Source organism: Natrinema pallidum (genome assembly GCF_005890195.1).
GTDB classification, from domain to species: Archaea; Halobacteriota; Halobacteria; order Halobacteriales; family Natrialbaceae; genus Natrinema; species Natrinema pallidum.
Genome location: NZ_CP040637.1, coordinates 3,426,163 through 3,441,251, shown reverse-complemented (window position 1 = coordinate 3,441,251; position 15,089 = coordinate 3,426,163). Strand labels below are relative to the sequence as shown.

The 15,089-nt window shown below is 62.7% G+C and carries 14 protein-coding genes; 7 read left to right on the top strand and 7 right to left on the bottom strand.

The annotated features are described in order from the left end of the window. The first annotated feature begins 27 nt into the window (after positions 1-27). The 3 genes from FGF80_RS19355 (at position 28) to FGF80_RS17115 (ending at position 1,730) form a co-directional block, all read left to right on the top strand. Positions 28-189 carry a DUF7556 family protein gene (locus FGF80_RS19355; RefSeq protein ID WP_175417052.1) on the top strand — a complete coding sequence of 54 codons (162 nt, stop codon included), beginning with the start codon at positions 28-30 and terminating at the stop codon, positions 187-189. A gap of 170 nt (positions 190-359) precedes the next feature. Beyond that, positions 360-875 carry a hypothetical protein gene (locus tag FGF80_RS17120; protein ID WP_006184942.1) on the top strand — a complete coding sequence of 172 codons (516 nt, stop codon included), beginning with the start codon at positions 360-362 and terminating at the stop codon, positions 873-875. Positions 876-1,097: 222 nt separating this feature from the next. Then, complete coding sequence (locus tag FGF80_RS17115; protein WP_238705313.1) at positions 1,098-1,730, top strand: hypothetical protein; 633 nt, start codon at positions 1,098-1,100, stop codon at positions 1,728-1,730. 146 nt (positions 1,731-1,876) lie between these two features. Here FGF80_RS17115 and FGF80_RS19350 read toward each other — a convergent pair whose 3' ends face one another. The 6 genes from FGF80_RS19350 to FGF80_RS17090 all read right to left on the bottom strand — a co-directional run bounded on the left by FGF80_RS19350 (position 1,877) and on the right by FGF80_RS17090 (position 8,411). After that, the gene (locus tag FGF80_RS19350) at positions 1,877-2,032 is read right to left on the bottom strand and encodes a hypothetical protein (protein WP_162831889.1); all 156 of its coding nucleotides are present in this window, start codon (positions 2,030-2,032) and stop codon (positions 1,877-1,879) included. Positions 2,033-2,178: 146 nt separating this feature from the next. Then, positions 2,179-3,498, bottom strand: coding sequence for an ABC transporter ATP-binding protein (locus tag FGF80_RS17110; protein ID WP_138655562.1), 1,320 nt, complete (start codon positions 3,496-3,498; stop codon positions 2,179-2,181). Positions 3,499-3,508: 10 nt separating this feature from the next. Then, positions 3,509-4,675: an ABC transporter ATP-binding protein gene (locus tag FGF80_RS17105; RefSeq protein WP_138655349.1), complete on the bottom strand. Its 1,167-nt coding sequence runs from the start codon at positions 4,673-4,675 to the stop codon at positions 3,509-3,511. A 2-nt stretch (positions 4,676-4,677) separates the two neighbouring features. Further along, positions 4,678-5,709, bottom strand: coding sequence for an ABC transporter permease (locus FGF80_RS17100; RefSeq protein ID WP_138655347.1), 1,032 nt, complete (start codon positions 5,707-5,709; stop codon positions 4,678-4,680). Positions 5,710-5,711: 2 nt separating this feature from the next. Continuing rightward, positions 5,712-6,713 carry an ABC transporter permease gene (locus tag FGF80_RS17095; RefSeq protein WP_138655345.1) on the bottom strand — a complete coding sequence of 334 codons (1,002 nt, stop codon included), beginning with the start codon at positions 6,711-6,713 and terminating at the stop codon, positions 5,712-5,714. Between the two features lie 114 nt (positions 6,714-6,827). Next, entirely contained in the window at positions 6,828-8,411 is a 1,584-nt protein-coding gene (locus FGF80_RS17090) for an ABC transporter substrate-binding protein (RefSeq protein WP_138655343.1), read from the bottom strand. Between the two features lie 253 nt (positions 8,412-8,664). Between FGF80_RS17090 and FGF80_RS17085 the strand changes: the two genes are divergently transcribed. Beyond that, positions 8,665-9,084 (top strand): PPC domain-containing DNA-binding protein, encoded by a 420-nt coding sequence (locus FGF80_RS17085; RefSeq protein ID WP_006184935.1) that lies wholly within the window; start codon positions 8,665-8,667, stop codon positions 9,082-9,084. A gap of 1 nt (position 9,085) precedes the next feature. Further along, the gene (locus tag FGF80_RS17080; RefSeq protein WP_138655341.1) at positions 9,086-12,748 is read left to right on the top strand and encodes a DNA polymerase II large subunit; all 3,663 of its coding nucleotides are present in this window, start codon (positions 9,086-9,088) and stop codon (positions 12,746-12,748) included. 254 nt (positions 12,749-13,002) lie between these two features. On the opposite strand, the gene FGF80_RS17075 is transcribed toward FGF80_RS17080, so the two are convergent. Next, positions 13,003-13,914 carry an alpha/beta fold hydrolase gene (locus FGF80_RS17075; protein WP_006184933.1) on the bottom strand — a complete coding sequence of 304 codons (912 nt, stop codon included), beginning with the start codon at positions 13,912-13,914 and terminating at the stop codon, positions 13,003-13,005. A 410-nt stretch (positions 13,915-14,324) separates the two neighbouring features. Between FGF80_RS17075 and FGF80_RS17070 the strand changes: the two genes are divergently transcribed. Together FGF80_RS17070 and FGF80_RS17065 are read left to right on the top strand one after the other, a co-directional pair. Next, complete coding sequence (locus tag FGF80_RS17070; protein ID WP_006184932.1) at positions 14,325-14,663, top strand: DUF7130 family rubredoxin-like protein; 339 nt, start codon at positions 14,325-14,327, stop codon at positions 14,661-14,663. A 96-nt stretch (positions 14,664-14,759) separates the two neighbouring features. Next, on the top strand, positions 14,760-15,053 hold the full coding sequence (locus FGF80_RS17065) for a DUF7130 family rubredoxin-like protein (protein ID WP_006184931.1): 294 nt from the start codon (positions 14,760-14,762) through the stop codon (positions 15,051-15,053). The last annotated feature ends 36 nt before the right edge of the window (positions 15,054-15,089 follow it).

Sequence of the window (15,089 nt, the reverse complement as noted above, 5' to 3'; positions counted from 1 at the left end):
ATATGTATCTGGTTGTCACTCTCTCACATGGCGACGAACCCCCACGCCATGGCGTCCGATGATACGATCGTCGGTTCGATCGACTCGACGGCTCCGAGCGACGAGTACGTCATCGCGGACATCTCCGCGGACGGTGCCTGGCTGTCGATGCAGGCAGATGACGCACCGACGCTTTCGGCCTGGCGATAACTGGGGGTGGGAGAGGGATCGTTTCGTGTCTCATTGTCCGTACCGTCTGTGATCGCTGCTCGAACGGACCGCCGACCGGACGGCAGCCGCCGAACTCACCACGAACCGGCCGGTCGCGGCGACGATCGACGACCGCTACCGTTTAGTACGACGCACCGGTCGCTGCATCCATGGAGCGCTCTCGGCCGCGACGGGAGGAGTCGCAGGACTCGAGCGACGAGTTCGGGTTCGAGCGCGACGGCTCGCGCTTTTCGCCGGTCACCGTCCTCGCGTCGTTGGTTCCCCGCGCGGTCGCCCGGCGCGCGATCACCGTGTCGGTCACGACCGACCGAGACGTCTACGAGCGCGACGAGCCCGTCGAGATCACCGTCACGTTCGAAAATCGGCTCCCGGTGCCCGTCGAACTCCCGACGCCACGGCAACGGCGCTGGGGCTGGACCGTCGACGGCTACCTCGAGGCCAGCGACGAGCGCCGGTACACACCGGAGCGGCCCGCGACCTTCGATTTCCGTGGCGGCGAGCGAAAACGGGTCTCGGTGACCTGGAACGGTCGCCTCGAGCGAACCGGCGGCGATCGCCACGAATCAATCGTCCCCGACGCCGGCGAACACGAGATTCGGGCGTTCGTCGCGACCGCCGAGGGGGCGGCTCGGCCCGCGGACGTGACGACGATCCGACTCGAGTGACACTGGCGCTCTCCGATCGGTGGTACTACCCGACCGCTCGCTCCGATCCACTACGACCGATCCATTTGTCTTCGGCCGTAGGATTCGTGACGTATGGTAGCAACTAATGTGATCGGAATGCGGGCCTGCAACAATTCTCCGTCCAGAACCCATATACATTAGGTACACAAAATTTTATGGCGAACATTCACGTTAACAACTGTTGATGGTGTAGGTGCAGTAATGAAATACAACCGACGATCAATATTGAAGAACGGCGCTGGCGTCGCAGTCGGTACCGTCGCAACGATCGGACTCGCCAATACCGGTGCAGCAGCGAACGGGTGCGACCCGTGGTTTACCGCGGATGAACTCGACCTCTATACGTCCGCGGAACCGATCGACGTGAGATACGAACTCGACGCCTCGTATGTGTACCCGTGTGGGAGTTACGACTCATCGAGAGACAGTTCCGAGGGGTATTTCGAGACGACGGTGTTCCCCAATGAACGACAAGGGTGGCTGCTCAATCCTGACGGTCGCACTGATCGGACGCTTACCCTCGATCCGCAGGGCTCGACCGACTTCGCGTTCAACGTCATCGATTACGCCGAATACGATTTGGACGAGTACAAGGGCGCGACGGAGTTCGAAATCGAAGTCACGGAGGGGTCGTCGGTGACGGTCCACCACACCACGTCGAACTGCAACGGCGGCACGACCAACACTCAGACTGTCGATAGCGGCGAGACGAAAACTCTCTGCGTGGACGCAAAACCGACCTCGGTGCAGTTTCAGGACCTCTCCTCGAGCAATACCGTCATCTACCGGGACTTATCTGAACCTTGTTCGATTGCCACACTTCCCTGCGAGTGACGCGATTGACTCCTCGCTTTCAGCGTGATCGGCCGTGCCGACTCGAAACTCATCGGGTCCCGCGGCCCCGTGCCGTCCATAATCCGTCGTGTCGACTCCGATCTCGAGCGATCAGGGTTCGGTGCCGTCGCGGATCGACTGTTCGGCTATCCGGTCAGGAACCCGCCCGGTGAAACGCGCGTCTCGGGCTGGCCGTCGTCGCTCGTCTGGACGCCCGAAAACGAGGGCGAGTGTTCGATCGTTCGCTGTACCTTCGCACCGGTTTTCGTGTGCGCTGCCAGGATGGCGAGTGTCTTACTCATGTATGAGTAAATAGTTCCGGCAGCGGCTTAAGGGTTTTTGCGATGATTGACCGTGTTTAACCATCACTGACCGGCGTATCAGTGAACAGTTCGCACGGCCGGTTCCGCTTCTCGGTCAGCGATCGGTGCAGGCTCGGTCCGGACCCTCACCGGTGCAGGTGACAGGCCGCGAAGTGGTCGCCGTCGCCGTGTTCTGACTCGAGGTCGTACGCCGGTCGCTCGTGTGCACAGATGCTCTGCTCGGCGAAGGACTCGAGCAACAGGTCGGTCGCGGTCGCCCACCGGTCGGATTTGTCGTCACCGTCCCCACCGCCGCCGCCGCCGTCGCTGGCGACGAGATCGATCGCCTCGTCGATGATCGATCCCGCCTCGCCTCCGGGCCGGTCGCCGTCGAAGAACTCGGCCTCGATCCGAGCGGCCGGCATCGGTTCGAACGAGCGTCGCTTGACCGCCCGCATGAACGCTCGCGTCTGTGCCCACTTCTCCTCGGACCAGTCGTATGTATCGGGTGCGATCAGGCGCGGACACCGCGTTCGGAACCGACACCCCGACGGCGGATCGACCGGGCTCGGCACCTCGCCCTCGAGTACGCCCCGAACACCGTTCTCTCGCGGGTCCGGGACGGGAATCGAATCGAGCAAGGCACGCGTGTAGGGATGCTGGGGGTTCTCGAACAGCTCTTCCTTCTCGGCGAGTTCGACGATGTTTCCGAGGTACATCACCGCCACGCGGTCGCTGATATGCCGAATGACCGAGAGGTCGTGGGCGATAAAGAGGTACGTGAGCCCGAACTCCTCCTGGAGCGATTCCATGGTGTTCAGCACTTGCGCCTGGATCGAGACGTCCAGTGCGGAGACCGGCTCGTCACAGACGACGAAATCGGGGTCGACCGATAGCGCCCGTGCGAGGTTGATCCGCTGTCGCTGGCCGCCGGAGAACGCGTGTGGATGCCGGTTGTAGTGGCGCGGATCGAGGCCGACCTTCTCGAGAAGCTCTTTCGCCCGCGCTCGCCGCCCTTCGTCGTCGAGCATATCGTGGGCCCGCATCGGCTCCTCGATGATCTGGCCGACCTTCATCCGGGGATCCAGCGAGGACTGTGGGTCCTGGAAGATCATCTGCATGTCCGAGCGCATCCGGCGGAGTTCCCCCCCGCCGAGGTCGGCGAGGTTCTCGCCTTTGAAGTAGATGTCCCCGTCGGTCGGCTCGAGCAACCGCAGGATCGTCCGCCCGAGCGTACTCTTGCCACAGCCGGACTCGCCGACGAGCCCGAGCGTCTCGCCGGGCTGGATCTCGAGGGAAACGTCGTCGACCGCCTTCACCGTCTCCCGATTGACGTTGACCGGCGGGAACTGATTTGGCTCGAACTCCAGTCCGGCCAACAGCCCCGACTCCTGCCCGAAGTACTTCGTCACGCCGTCGAGTTCGAGCAGGGCGTCGTCGCTGTCGTAGCCGCTGTCCTCGTCCATTCGAATGCCGCTACTCACGCTGCTCACCTCCGCTGTCGTCGCCGGCCGGATTTGCCGTGAGCTCGGACTCCGGCTCCTCGACCGCCGCCGGTCCGGCGTCGACCGCGGCTCCCTCGAGCGGCGAGCTCTGGTCGTAGCCCGCATCGAACGCGTCGTGTTTCACACAGGCCGCTTGATGTGGCTCCCCATCGGCGTCGGCGACCGCCTTCACCTCGGGATGGGCGCGTTTACACACCTCCCGCGCGTCCGGACAGCGCGGATGGAACCGACAGCCCGACGGCGGGCTGATCGCTTCGGGCATCACACCCTCGATCGCCTCGAGTTCCGTGACGGTCCGGTCGGGACGGGGAATCGAGTTCAACAGGGCGTTCGTGTAGGGGTGTTTGGTATCGTAGAACAGGTCGTCGACCGGCGCTTTCTCGACGATCTCGCCGAGATACATGACGTTCACCCGGTCGCAGATCTCCGCGACGACGCCCAGATCGTGGGTGACCCAGATAAAACTCGTCCCGTACTTCTCCTGGAGGTCGTCGACGAGATCGAGGATCTGTCCCTCGACGGTGACGTCTAGGGCTGTCGTCGGCTCGTCGGCGATGATGAGGCTGGGCTCACAGGCTAGCGCCATCGCGATGAGGACGCGCTGGCGCATCCCCCCGGAGAACTGGTGGGGGTACTCATCGTAGCGCTCTTCGGGGTCCGGAATGCCCACTTCGCGGAGCATGTCGATCGCTTCCGTTCGCGCCTCGTCCTCCGGCAGCCTGCGGTTGAGTTCGATGAACTCGCGCAGTTGGCCGCCGACGGTGAAGACGGGGTTCAGCGACTCCATCGGATCCTGGAAGATCACCGCGATCTCGTTGCCCCGGATTCGGGTGCGAATCTCCTCGCTCGAGAGCATGTCGTCGCGCTCCCGGAGTTCGCCGTCCGGCCCCTCCTCGAGGCCGAAGAGGGTCTCGCCCTTGTACGTGATCTCGCCGCCGACGATTTCGCCGGGACTCTCGACAAGTCCCATGATGCTCATCGAGGCGACCGATTTCCCTGCGCCGCTCTCGCCGACGAGGCCGACGATCTCGCCCTCGCGGACCTCGAACGAGATGCCGTCGACCGCGCGTACTGTACCTTCCTCGGTGAAGAACTGCGTCTTGAGGTTCTCGACGCGAAGTAGTGGTTCGGAGCTCATAGTTAGTCGTCAATCTGTGGGTCGAGGGCGTCCTGCAGGCCGTCGCCGAACAGGTTGAAGCCCATGATGGTGATCATGATCGCGATACCGGGCCAGATCGAGAGCCAGATATTCGAATGCATGTAGTTGCGATGCGCGATGTTGAGCATCTGTCCCCAGTCCGGGGTCGGTGGCTGTGCACCGTACCCGAGGAAGGAGAGTCCCGCGACGATGAGGATGGTGACGCCGATCTGGAGCGTCGCGTACACGAGCATCGGGGCGAAGCTGTTGGGGACGACGTGTCGCATGATGATGTTGCGGTCTCTCACGCCGGCCGCTCGAGCGGCTTCGATGTAGTCCATTTCGCGGACACTCAGGACCTGGCTCCGGATGATGCGGGCGAAGATCGGGATAAAGGCGATCCCGACGCCGAGTACCGCATACCAGATGCTGGCCCCGCCGATGAAGACGGTGAAGACGATGATGAGGATCAGCGGCGGGATGGCGTACACCGTCTCGACGATCCGCATCAGGATGTCGTCGACTTTTCCGCCGTAGTAGCCCGCAACGGCACCGATGACCGTTCCACCGCTGAGGCCGATAAACGTCGAGATGAGCCCGACGAACACCGATACCTGCGTGCCGTAGACGACTCTGGTGAAGTAGTCCCGGCCGGTGTGATCGGTTCCCAGTGGATGCTCGAGCGTGCCGCCCGCCGGCAGCGGGTTCCACGACTGCTCCGCCAGCGGGAAGTACGGCGGCATGTGCTGGGTGCCCTCACCCGGCGGCGGAATGTGCGTGGGGTGATCGAAGAACGGCAGCAGTTGTGCGAACGTGTAATTGGACACCTGTCCGAACGTGAGCCGTGACAGGTTGCTGTCGATCAGGGTGTACATCGCGACGAACAACGTAAACGACACGATGTACAACCCCAACCGGGCCGTCGTGTCCTGTTTGATCCGTGCAACGGTGTACCGCCACCCGACACGTGCCTCGACTTCGTCTTCGGCTCCCGATTCCGTCTCGCCGTCGAGTTGTGATTCACCGACTGCCATAGTTATTCACTCTCACCGTAGGTGACCCGTGGATCGATGTACGCATACGAGATGTCGGTAACGATGACGCCGAGCACGAACAACACGCCAAGCATCATCGTCACCCCCATCATGAGTTGATAGTCGTTTTGCTGGATCGAGTCGACGAATAGCTGTCCCATGCCGTTGATGTTGAACACCGTCTCGACGATGACGGCACCGCCGATCGCCGTCGACAGGTTGGCCCCGACGATGGTGACGATCGGTAACTGGGCGACCTGAAACGCGTGCTTTCGCAGGATCGTTCGCTCGGGAACGCCGTACGCGCGGGCGAGTTTGACGTACTCGCCTTGCAGTGATTCGATCATCTGGGTCCGTTCGACGCGCATGATCGTCGCCATCTGCAGCGTTCCCAGTGCGATCATCGGCAACAGCAAGTGTCTGAGCGACTGATAGTACAGCTCGAGGTGGCCGTCTATCGACCGATAGGTACTGGGGGGCCGCCACGGATAGATGAGTCCGCTCGACGGTAGCCACTCGAGTTTGACGGCAAAGATCAATATCAGCACGATCCCGATCCAGAACGATGGGGTGCTGACACCGATGAGCGCGGCAACTCGCGATGCGTGATCGCTCGGTTCGTTTCGCTTGTTGGCGGCGATGACTCCGAGCGGGATCGCCGTGACGAGGGCGAACGCATATGCCGACAGGACCAATAGAAGCGTCGGGCCGACCCGTTCCAGTATTAGATCGGTTACCGGCCGTCGATAGTGGATGCTCTGCCCGAGGTCTCCCTCTAGCAGGCCGCCCATGTACGTGAGGTACCGCTCGTGGAGCGGTTTGTTGAGTCCGTACCGTTGTTCGATCGCCCGTACCAACGCCTCGTTTTGTTCCTGCCCCTGTAGCATGAGACTGACCGGATCGCCCGGTCCCAGGTTCGCAAGCAGAAACGTGATGACGGAGATCCCGATGAGGACGGGGATCGACTGCAAGAGCCTGTATGTCGCGTATTTGAGTAATTTCATGAATCCGTGAATCTGTCCGTTGATTCGTCGCGGTCATCTTCGTTTGCGGTCGTTCAACCCGCTATGCTCAGGGAATCGTCGATACTCCCGGCGAATCTCGCCCAGCCACATTCATCATTCTATTGAGACGTTGGCGTAATCGGAGATGAAGACCGGGTTCGTCGGGGAGTCCGGATGGGCCTGGAGGTCGTTCACGTAGTCGCGTGACGCCATCGTGTTGTCCTGCGTGAACGCCGGCAGGACCGGAAGCTGCTCGATGATCTCCCGAATAATAGGGTCGTAGATGTCGTATCGCTCATCTTGGTCGGCCATGTTCCGCGCCCGAAGGAGGTCGTCGTGGAAGGAATCGCTCCCTTCGTAGTAGTGTCCCTGGTTACCGGTTGCACCGGTCTGGCTCTCGTGGAACAGTGCATATAAGTAGTCGTCCGGGTCGCCACCGCCGGCCCATCCCAGCAGGTACATCTGGTAATCGTCGGCGTTGCCCGTGTGGTACTTGTCGAGCAGCGTCGCGAAGTTGAGTTGTTGGACGTCGGCACCGTAGCCGATTGCGTCGAGTCGGGTGGCGATTCGTTCCGCAAGCTGTGCCCGAAGTCCCGACGGCGTGAGGATCGTTGGCTCGAAGTCGTCCGGTGCGTGTTCGTCGAGCAACGACTTCGCTCGGTCGGGGTCGTACTCCGGCAGCATGTCCTTGTACTCGTCTTCCGGGAACCCCCAGACTTCGTTGACGACCGGCGGAATCGGACTGTACATCGGGGTAGTCACGTTTTCGGCGTTGCTCTCGATGAAGCTCTCCATCGAGAACGAGTGGGCGATCGCCCGTCGTACCTCGGGATTGGTCGTCGGCCCTTCGTTACAGTTGAAGGCCATGTACATGTACGTCGAACTCTCCGAGGAATGGAGGTTGATGTTCTCTTCGTTCTTGAGCACGTCCCAGTCCCCGTTGGGAACCTCCGAGATCACGTCGGTGTCTCCGGAACGGATGCTGGAGACGCGACCTGCGTTGTCGTCGTGGGCTTTGAAGCGGATTCGCTCGACGTTCGGTTCCAGATCGCCCCAATAGTCGTCCCATTTCTCGACCTCGACGTAGTTGTCCCCGAGTTCGGCGAACTTGAACGGCCCCGCACCGATCGGGTCCTTGTTGAACTTGTCGCGATCGTCGGTCCGGACATCCTTGGGAACCACCGGGACGCCCATCGTCGTGAGTTCGAACGGGCCGTACGGATCGTCACCGAGGTCGACCTGTAGCTGGTAGTCGTCGATGACCTCGGTGCTCTCGATCATGTTGTATTCGGCGGCGTTCTCCGTTGTCTCTTCGACCGGCGCGGTAAACGAGTGACCCACGTCGGCGGCGGTCACGTCGTCACCGTTGTGGAACGTTGCGGCCTCCTTGATGTCGAAGATATACCGGGTTCCATCGCGCTCGACCGTCGGTTCGCCCGCCGCGATTTTGGGCTGTAATTCGAGTCCCTCGTTGTACTCGTAGAGTCCGTCGAAGACCCGCTCGATCACCTGAAAGCTGTAGGTGTCGTTCGAGACGATAGGATCGTACTGGTCCTCTCGAGACTTTTCCTGCGTGTAGTGGAACACTTCACCGTCGCTACTGCTCCCACCGATACACCCTGCGATCGCTGCCGCGGAGACGGCAGTGCCCGACGCGAGTAGCCGTCGTCGGGACAGTTCTGACGTGTGGTTTGACATACCAATGACAACTCCTATGAGATGGAATATATAATTTTTGGTGTTAACGCTATATATGCCGGAAAGTTCTATCCTGGAACGTAACTAGTTGTCGAGGCGTCATGCATGTTCGATGGTGATGGTCTCCCATATCTGTGTGGGAAGTAGTTCGTATTATTAATAGCCATCGATGTTTGCTACTACCACAGTCACGTCCGTATTCCCCTCCGAACAAACGATGAGCTTTTTCTATCGGCCGATCCAGTAGCTGGATATGAACTATCGAGCCGTCGAGACCACGGGTGAGTACGTCGCCCGCCTCGAGACGGGTGCCGACTGGCGGGCCCAGATCGAGTCGCTCGCCGACGCGGTCGAGGCCGACGCCGCCTGGTTTACAGCGCTCGGTGCGGTCCAGGACGCCGAACTGTGGTTCTACGATCAGGACGCCTGCGAGTACGAGTCGATCGCGTTCGACGACCCGCTCGAGGTCGCGAGTTGTACGGGGAACGTCTCGTGGTTCGACGGCGAACGCTTTGCCCACACTCACGCGGTCCTCTCGGGGCCGGACGGCGAGTCGGTCGCCGGCCACCTGAACGAGGCGACAGTCTGGGCCGGCGAAGTCCACATGCGCGTCTTCGAGGAGCCTCTCGAGCGCGAGTACGACGACACCACCGAACTCGACCTCTGGCTCTAACATGCGCCCGGAAGACGAACGCTACTTCCGGCGGCTCGAGGACCAACTCGATGACGCCTTCGATGTCGCCGAACGGGCCAAAGAACGGGGCGGCGATCCGAAACCGGAGGTCGAGATTCCGGTCGCCAAGGACATGGCCGACCGCGTCGAGAACATCCTCGGGATCGACGGCGTCGCCGAGCGGGTCCGCGAACTCGAGGGCCAGATGTCACGCGAGGAGGCGGCCCTCGAACTCGCCGAGGACTTCGCCGAGGGACGCGTCGGTGACTACGAGACCAGAGCGGGCAAGGTCGAGGGTGCGGTCCGGACCGCGGTCGCCCTGCTGACGGAGGGCGTCGTCGCCGCCCCGATCGAGGGGATCGACAAGGTCGAAATCCTCGAGAACGACGACGGGACGGAGTTCGTCAACGTCTACTACGCCGGCCCGATCCGCTCCGCCGGGGGGACTGCACAGGCGCTGTCGGTGCTCGTGGCCGACTACACGCGCGCACTCGTCGGCATCGAGCAGTTCAACGCCCGCCAGGAGGAGGTCGAGCGCTACGCCGAGGAAATCGCCCTCTACGACAAGGAGACGGGACTCCAGTACTGCCCGAAGGCAAAGGAGGCCAAATTCATCGCCAACCACCTCCCGATCATGTTAGACGGGGAGGCCACCGGCGACGAGGAGGTCTCGGGCTTCCGCGACCTCGAGCGGGTCGATACCAACAGCGCCCGCGGCGGGATGTGTCTCGTCCTCGGGGAGGGGATCGCGCTGAAGGCCCCGAAGATCCAGCGCTACACCCGGAACCTAGACGAGATCGACTGGCCGTGGCTGCAGGACCTCATCGACGGAAACTACGACGACGAGGCCGAGGCCGCCGACGACGGGGACGATGCCGACGATGTGTCGTCGGACGACGCCGACGTGGACGCGGACATGGACGACGGTGCCGATGGTGACGACGGCGACGACACCGCCGACGACCCCGAGGGACCACCCCGCGTCGACACCTCCGAGAAGTTCCTCCGGGACCTGATCGCCGGCCGACCGGTCTTCTCCCATCCCTGCGCTGAGGGCGGGTTCCGGCTGCGCTACGGCCGCGCGCGAAACCACGGCTTCGCGACCGCCGGCGTCCATCCCGCCGCGATGCACCTGGTCGACGACTTCCTCGCGACGGGCACTCAGATCAAGACCGAACGGCCCGGCAAGGCCGCCGGCGTCGTCCCCGTCAACTCCATCGAGGGGCCGACGGTCAAACTCGCCAACGGCGATGTCCGCCGGATCGACGACCCCGAGGACGCTCTCGAGATCAGAAACGGCGTCGAGAAAATCCTCGACCTCGGCGAATACCTGGTCAACTACGGTGAATTCGTCGAGAACAACCACCCCCTCGCGCCCGCCTCCTACACCTACGAGTGGTGGGTCCAGGACTTCGCGGCCGCCGGCGTCGACGTACAGGCCCTCGAGGACGATCCACGGATCGATCTCGAGTTTCCCGACCCCGAGGAGGCCGTCGAGTGGGCCACGGAGTACGATGCCCCCCTCCATCCCGAGTACACCTACCTTTGGCACGACATCTCGGTCGACGCCTTTTGCGACCTCGCGGCGGCGGTCGCCGAGGGTCGGATCGAGCGCGATGGCGACGGCAGCGTCGACGGCAACGGGGACGACAGCATCCTCATCCTCGCGTCCGACGACACCGTCGCCGACGCCCTCGAGACGATCGTCATCGAACACCGCCAGCGGCCCGGCGAGGACCGCATCGAGATCGACGACTGGCGGCCGTTCGTCCGCTCGGTCGGCTTCGAGCCCCGGCGTACTGCCGCCGACGGCGCTGCGCTCGAGCGCGAGGAACGGGCGACGACGATCGAACTCGAGCGGACGTGGTCGGACGACGACCTCTCCGATCGCGCCCGTACCTGGGGTCACGAAGCGGCGGGCGACAACGCCATCGAGGCGGTCAACGAGGTCGCGCCGTTCCAGGTTCGCGAACGCGCGCCCACGCGGATCGGCAACCGGATGGGCCGACCGGAGAAGTCCGAGAGCCGCGATCTGAGCCCGGCGGTCCATACGCTGTTCCCGATCGGCGAGGCCGGCGGTACACAGCGCAACGTCGCCGACGCCGCCAAACACGCCGAGACGATGTCCGACACCCCCGGCGTCGTCGAACTCGAGGTCGGCCGCCAGCGCTGTAACTCGTGTGGGACCGAGACCTTCAAGAACCGCTGTCCGGACTGCGACGACCGCACCACGCCGGACTATCGCTGTCCCGACTGCGACCAGTCCCTCGAGCCCGACGAGGCCGGCCGCGTGGAATGTGACCGTTGCGAGCGCGAGGGCACCTGCGTCGAGACCCGCGAAATCGACGTCAACGACGAGTTCCGAAGCGCCCTCGAGTCAGTTGGAGAACGCGAGAACGCCTTCGAGATCCTCAAAGGCGTCAAGGGCCTCTCGTCGCAGATCAAGGTCCCCGAACCGATCGAGAAGGGCATTCTGCGGGCCAAACACGACGTTTCGTCGTTCAAGGACGGGACCGTCCGCTACGACATGACCGACCTCCCGGTCACGTCGGTTCGGGCCAGCGAACTCGATATCGATGTCGGCCAACTACAGGCGCTCGGCTACGAGGAAGACATCCACGGCGAGCCCCTGACTCACGAGGACCAGCTGGTCGAACTCAAAGTGCAGGACATCGTCCTCTCGGACGGCGCGGCCGAACACATGCTGCGGACCGCCGACTTCATCGACGACCTGCTCGAGCAGTACTACGGCCTCGAGTCCTTCTACGAGTTCGAGGACCGCCAGGACTTGGTGGGGGAACTCGTCTTCGGGATGGCCCCTCACACCTCGGCAGCAACTGTCGGGAGAGTGATTGGTTTCACGAGCGCGGCCGTGGGATACGCACATCCGTACTTTCATGCCGCAAAACGCCGGAATTGCGACGGTGACGAGGACTGCGTGATGTTGCTACTTGACGGGCTACTTAACTTCAGTAAGACGTTCCTGCCCGACCAGCGCGGGGGGAAGATGGACGCCCCGCTGGTCATGTCCTCCCGGATCGATCCCTCCGAGATCGACGACGAAGCCCACAACATGGACGTCGTCACGCAGTACCCCCGCGACTTCTATCTCGCGACTCGCGAGCAGGCCGACCCCGAGGACGTCGACATCGAAATCGCCGAGGAAAACCTCGGTACCGACCTGGAGTACACCGGCTTCGACCACACCCACGATACCACCAACATCGCGATGGGGCCGGACCTCTCGGCGTACAAGACGCTGGGTTCGATGATGGACAAGATGGACGCCCAGCTCGAGCTGTCGCGCAAACTCGAGGCCGTCGACGAGACGGACGTGGCCGAACGGGTCATCGAGTACCACTTCCTGCCGGACCTCATCGGGAACCTGCGGGCCTTCTCCCGACAGGAAACGCGCTGTCTCGACTGCGGCGAGAAGTTCCGGCGGATGCCCCTGACCGGCGACTGTCGGGAGTGTGGCGGTCGCGTCAATCTCACCGTCCACAAGGGATCGGTCAACAAGTACATGCAGACCGCCATTCAGGTCGCCGACGAGTACGACTGCCGTGACTACACGAAACAACGCTTAGAGGTCTTGGAGCGCTCACTCGAGAGTATCTTCGAAAACGATAAGAACAAGCAGAGCGGGATCGAGGACTTCATGTGAACCGAAATGGCACTCTGCGGGCTACCAAAGCTGTCCCGCGGTAACAGTTCGATCGAAAGCACTCCTCCGTCCGTTCTCTCACTCCCGCCGGTCGTTCGCTCACATCAGTCGTCGGCCCGCTCGCTCAGCCGCGGCTTCGCTCGCGGTCGATACTGGGGAAGGGCCTGCCCTCCCCCGGGTCGCGCGATTCGCCGCGGAGCGCGGCGAACACGCGCTCCCGGCCGAATTGAAACCGAATAACGAGCGACGCGGCCTTAATCGCTGCTGGCGCGCGTGACTCCCGGCATCCCTTCCTTGGTGTATCGCGGTTCCGGTGTGTGGTGGGGGTCCGGCAGCCAGTTCCGAAGGTGCTCGTTGAACCGCTCCGGTCGCTCTCGAGGCGTCCAGTGGCCGCAGTCGTCGACGAGCGTCAGTTCGGCGTCCGGGATCAGGGTCGCTGCTCGCTTCGACCACTCGACGGGTACCAGCGGATCGTCCCGGCCGTGGATCAGCAGCGTCGGGACCGACAGGGACTCGAGGTCGTCGACGAAGTTCGTCGCGACGCGGCCGTTGAAGGAGAGTTCGTTGTTCTGGAACTCCTCGAAGGCCCGTATCGAGCCCGGTTCCATCAGTTTCTGCCTGATGTCGTCGACGAAGCGGTCGGGCAGTCGGTCGGCGTCCGCGACGAGGCTATCAAGGACCATGCGAACGCTCTTGGTGGAGGTGCTGGCCGCGATCTTGCCGAACTCAGTCGCGCCGGGTACCTGTGATAGCACCTTCCACTGGAGCGCACTCGGCAGTTTGCCGCCCAGCCCGTAGCTGTCGACGAGCGCCAACCGCTCGACGCGGTCGGGGTTGTCCAGCGCGTAGCCGAGCGCGACTCCACCCCCCATCGAAATGCCGGCCAACGAGACGCGCTCGAAGGGGAGCGTCTCGAGGAAGCCCTCGAGCACGTCGACGTAGGTCTCGACGGTGTGATCGACCTCGCCCGTACTGTTCCCGTATCCGGGCCAATCGAGCGCGTAGACGCGGTAGTCGGCCGCGAGTGCGTTAATCGCGTGTCGCCACGAGACGGTCGCGTCGTCGATCCCCGCGCCGTGACAGAGGACGATCGGCGGCCCGCTCGTTCCCGCACGTCGGTAGGCGATTCGACAGTCGCCGATGGTGGCGACGCCGGTGCCGCTCATGATCGAATCACGTCACAGGGGGGAAGGACCGAGGCCGTATTAGCAGTCGGATTTCGCCTGATAGCCGTGTCTAGTGGCCACAATGGGCAACTTTTGTCTCCCGACCGTCCCACCTCGGTCCGTTTCATTCCGGTGGAACCGAACGACGGCTGCCCCATCCCTCGTAACTGGGGAAAGCGTTCCCCGGCCGAAAAGTCAGTGGATGGTGACTTGTATGTGTGGGTGTGTATCATACCACCCACCTCTATCCCAGGACCGTATATCACTTTCTATTACCGTGTTTCCTCCTATCATGGCTGATTGTGTCGTGACTACCGAAGCTTCGTGCTCACAGCGACGTTTGCGACCTCGAGCAACCGCTTGCACAATGCGCGCTGTGACTTTATTCACGTCGCGGATGTAGCCCGGTCATGGTCAACACTGGCGAGACGCCGGCGACGGAAGGGGACGACGCGGCCGTCGAGGAGATCGAGAACCTCAATTTCGGGCAATCCGTCTACGACGAGGACGGTAACCGACTCGGTCGCATTCGGGGGTTCGAGCGGAGCGGATTCTTCGTCACGACCCGCGAAGGTGCCGAAGCGATGAGCGTCGAACACGCCCGTTCGGGCCACGAGTTCGGCGAGGCGCACCTGATGTGGCGATGTATGGAGTGTGGCGAGATGGGCGAGATCGACGATGGACTGCCCGACGAGTGTCCGAACTGCAACACCGAACGGGAGGACCTGATGTACTGGACCGAGGACTGACTCGTTGCTGTCGCTCCGCTGGTGGCACTGCGTAATTCTCTATAGCACATTAGGATTTATTCCCGCTCACGGTGTAGGTCCATGCGGGTGGTACACATGAAAGAAGAACAGCCGCGACTGGCGTTCGGGACGACGGTCTACGCCGAGGACGGCACGGAAATCGGGCGAGTTCGGGGAATCGACGAGAACGGCCTCTACATCACGCTCCGGGACGGCATCGAAGGGATGAGCGTCGAACACGTCCGGTCGGGTCAGGCGTTCGGCGAGGCCGAACTGATGTGGCGCTGCTGGGAGTGTGGCGAACTGGGTCGACTCGACCAGGATATCCCCGACGCGTGTCCCTCCTGTGGTGCCGACCGGGAGGAACTGTACTATTGGACCGAAGATTGAGAGACGGCAGACCCGTTTCAGCGATCGGTCCTCTCT

Excerpts from the sequence above, each read along its gene's own strand:
- FGF80_RS17095 (WP_138655345.1), bottom strand. The coding sequence starts at position 6,713 with ATGAAATTACTCAAATACGCGACATACAGGCTCTTGCAGTCGATCCCC.
- FGF80_RS17105 (WP_138655349.1), bottom strand. The coding sequence starts at position 4,675 with ATGAGCTCCGAACCACTACTTCGCGTCGAGAACCTCAAGACGCAGTTC.
- FGF80_RS17120 (WP_006184942.1), top strand. The coding sequence starts at position 360 with ATGGAGCGCTCTCGGCCGCGACGGGAGGAGTCGCAGGACTCGAGCGAC.
- FGF80_RS17080 (WP_138655341.1), top strand. The coding sequence starts at position 9,086 with ATGCGCCCGGAAGACGAACGCTACTTCCGGCGGCTCGAGGACCAACTC.
- FGF80_RS17075 (WP_006184933.1), bottom strand. The coding sequence starts at position 13,914 with ATGAGCGGCACCGGCGTCGCCACCATCGGCGACTGTCGAATCGCCTAC.
- FGF80_RS17115 (WP_238705313.1), top strand. The coding sequence starts at position 1,098 with ATGAAATACAACCGACGATCAATATTGAAGAACGGCGCTGGCGTCGCA.
- FGF80_RS19355 (WP_175417052.1), top strand. The coding sequence starts at position 28 with ATGGCGACGAACCCCCACGCCATGGCGTCCGATGATACGATCGTCGGT.
- FGF80_RS17070 (WP_006184932.1), top strand. The coding sequence starts at position 14,325 with ATGGTCAACACTGGCGAGACGCCGGCGACGGAAGGGGACGACGCGGCC.
- FGF80_RS17090 (WP_138655343.1), bottom strand. The coding sequence starts at position 8,411 with ATGTCAAACCACACGTCAGAACTGTCCCGACGACGGCTACTCGCGTCG.
- FGF80_RS17110 (WP_138655562.1), bottom strand. The coding sequence starts at position 3,498 with ATGGACGAGGACAGCGGCTACGACAGCGACGACGCCCTGCTCGAACTC.
- FGF80_RS17100 (WP_138655347.1), bottom strand. The coding sequence starts at position 5,709 with ATGGCAGTCGGTGAATCACAACTCGACGGCGAGACGGAATCGGGAGCC.
- FGF80_RS17065 (WP_006184931.1), top strand. The coding sequence starts at position 14,760 with ATGAAAGAAGAACAGCCGCGACTGGCGTTCGGGACGACGGTCTACGCC.
- FGF80_RS17085 (WP_006184935.1), top strand. The coding sequence starts at position 8,665 with ATGAACTATCGAGCCGTCGAGACCACGGGTGAGTACGTCGCCCGCCTC.
- FGF80_RS19350 (WP_162831889.1), bottom strand. The coding sequence starts at position 2,032 with ATGAGTAAGACACTCGCCATCCTGGCAGCGCACACGAAAACCGGTGCG.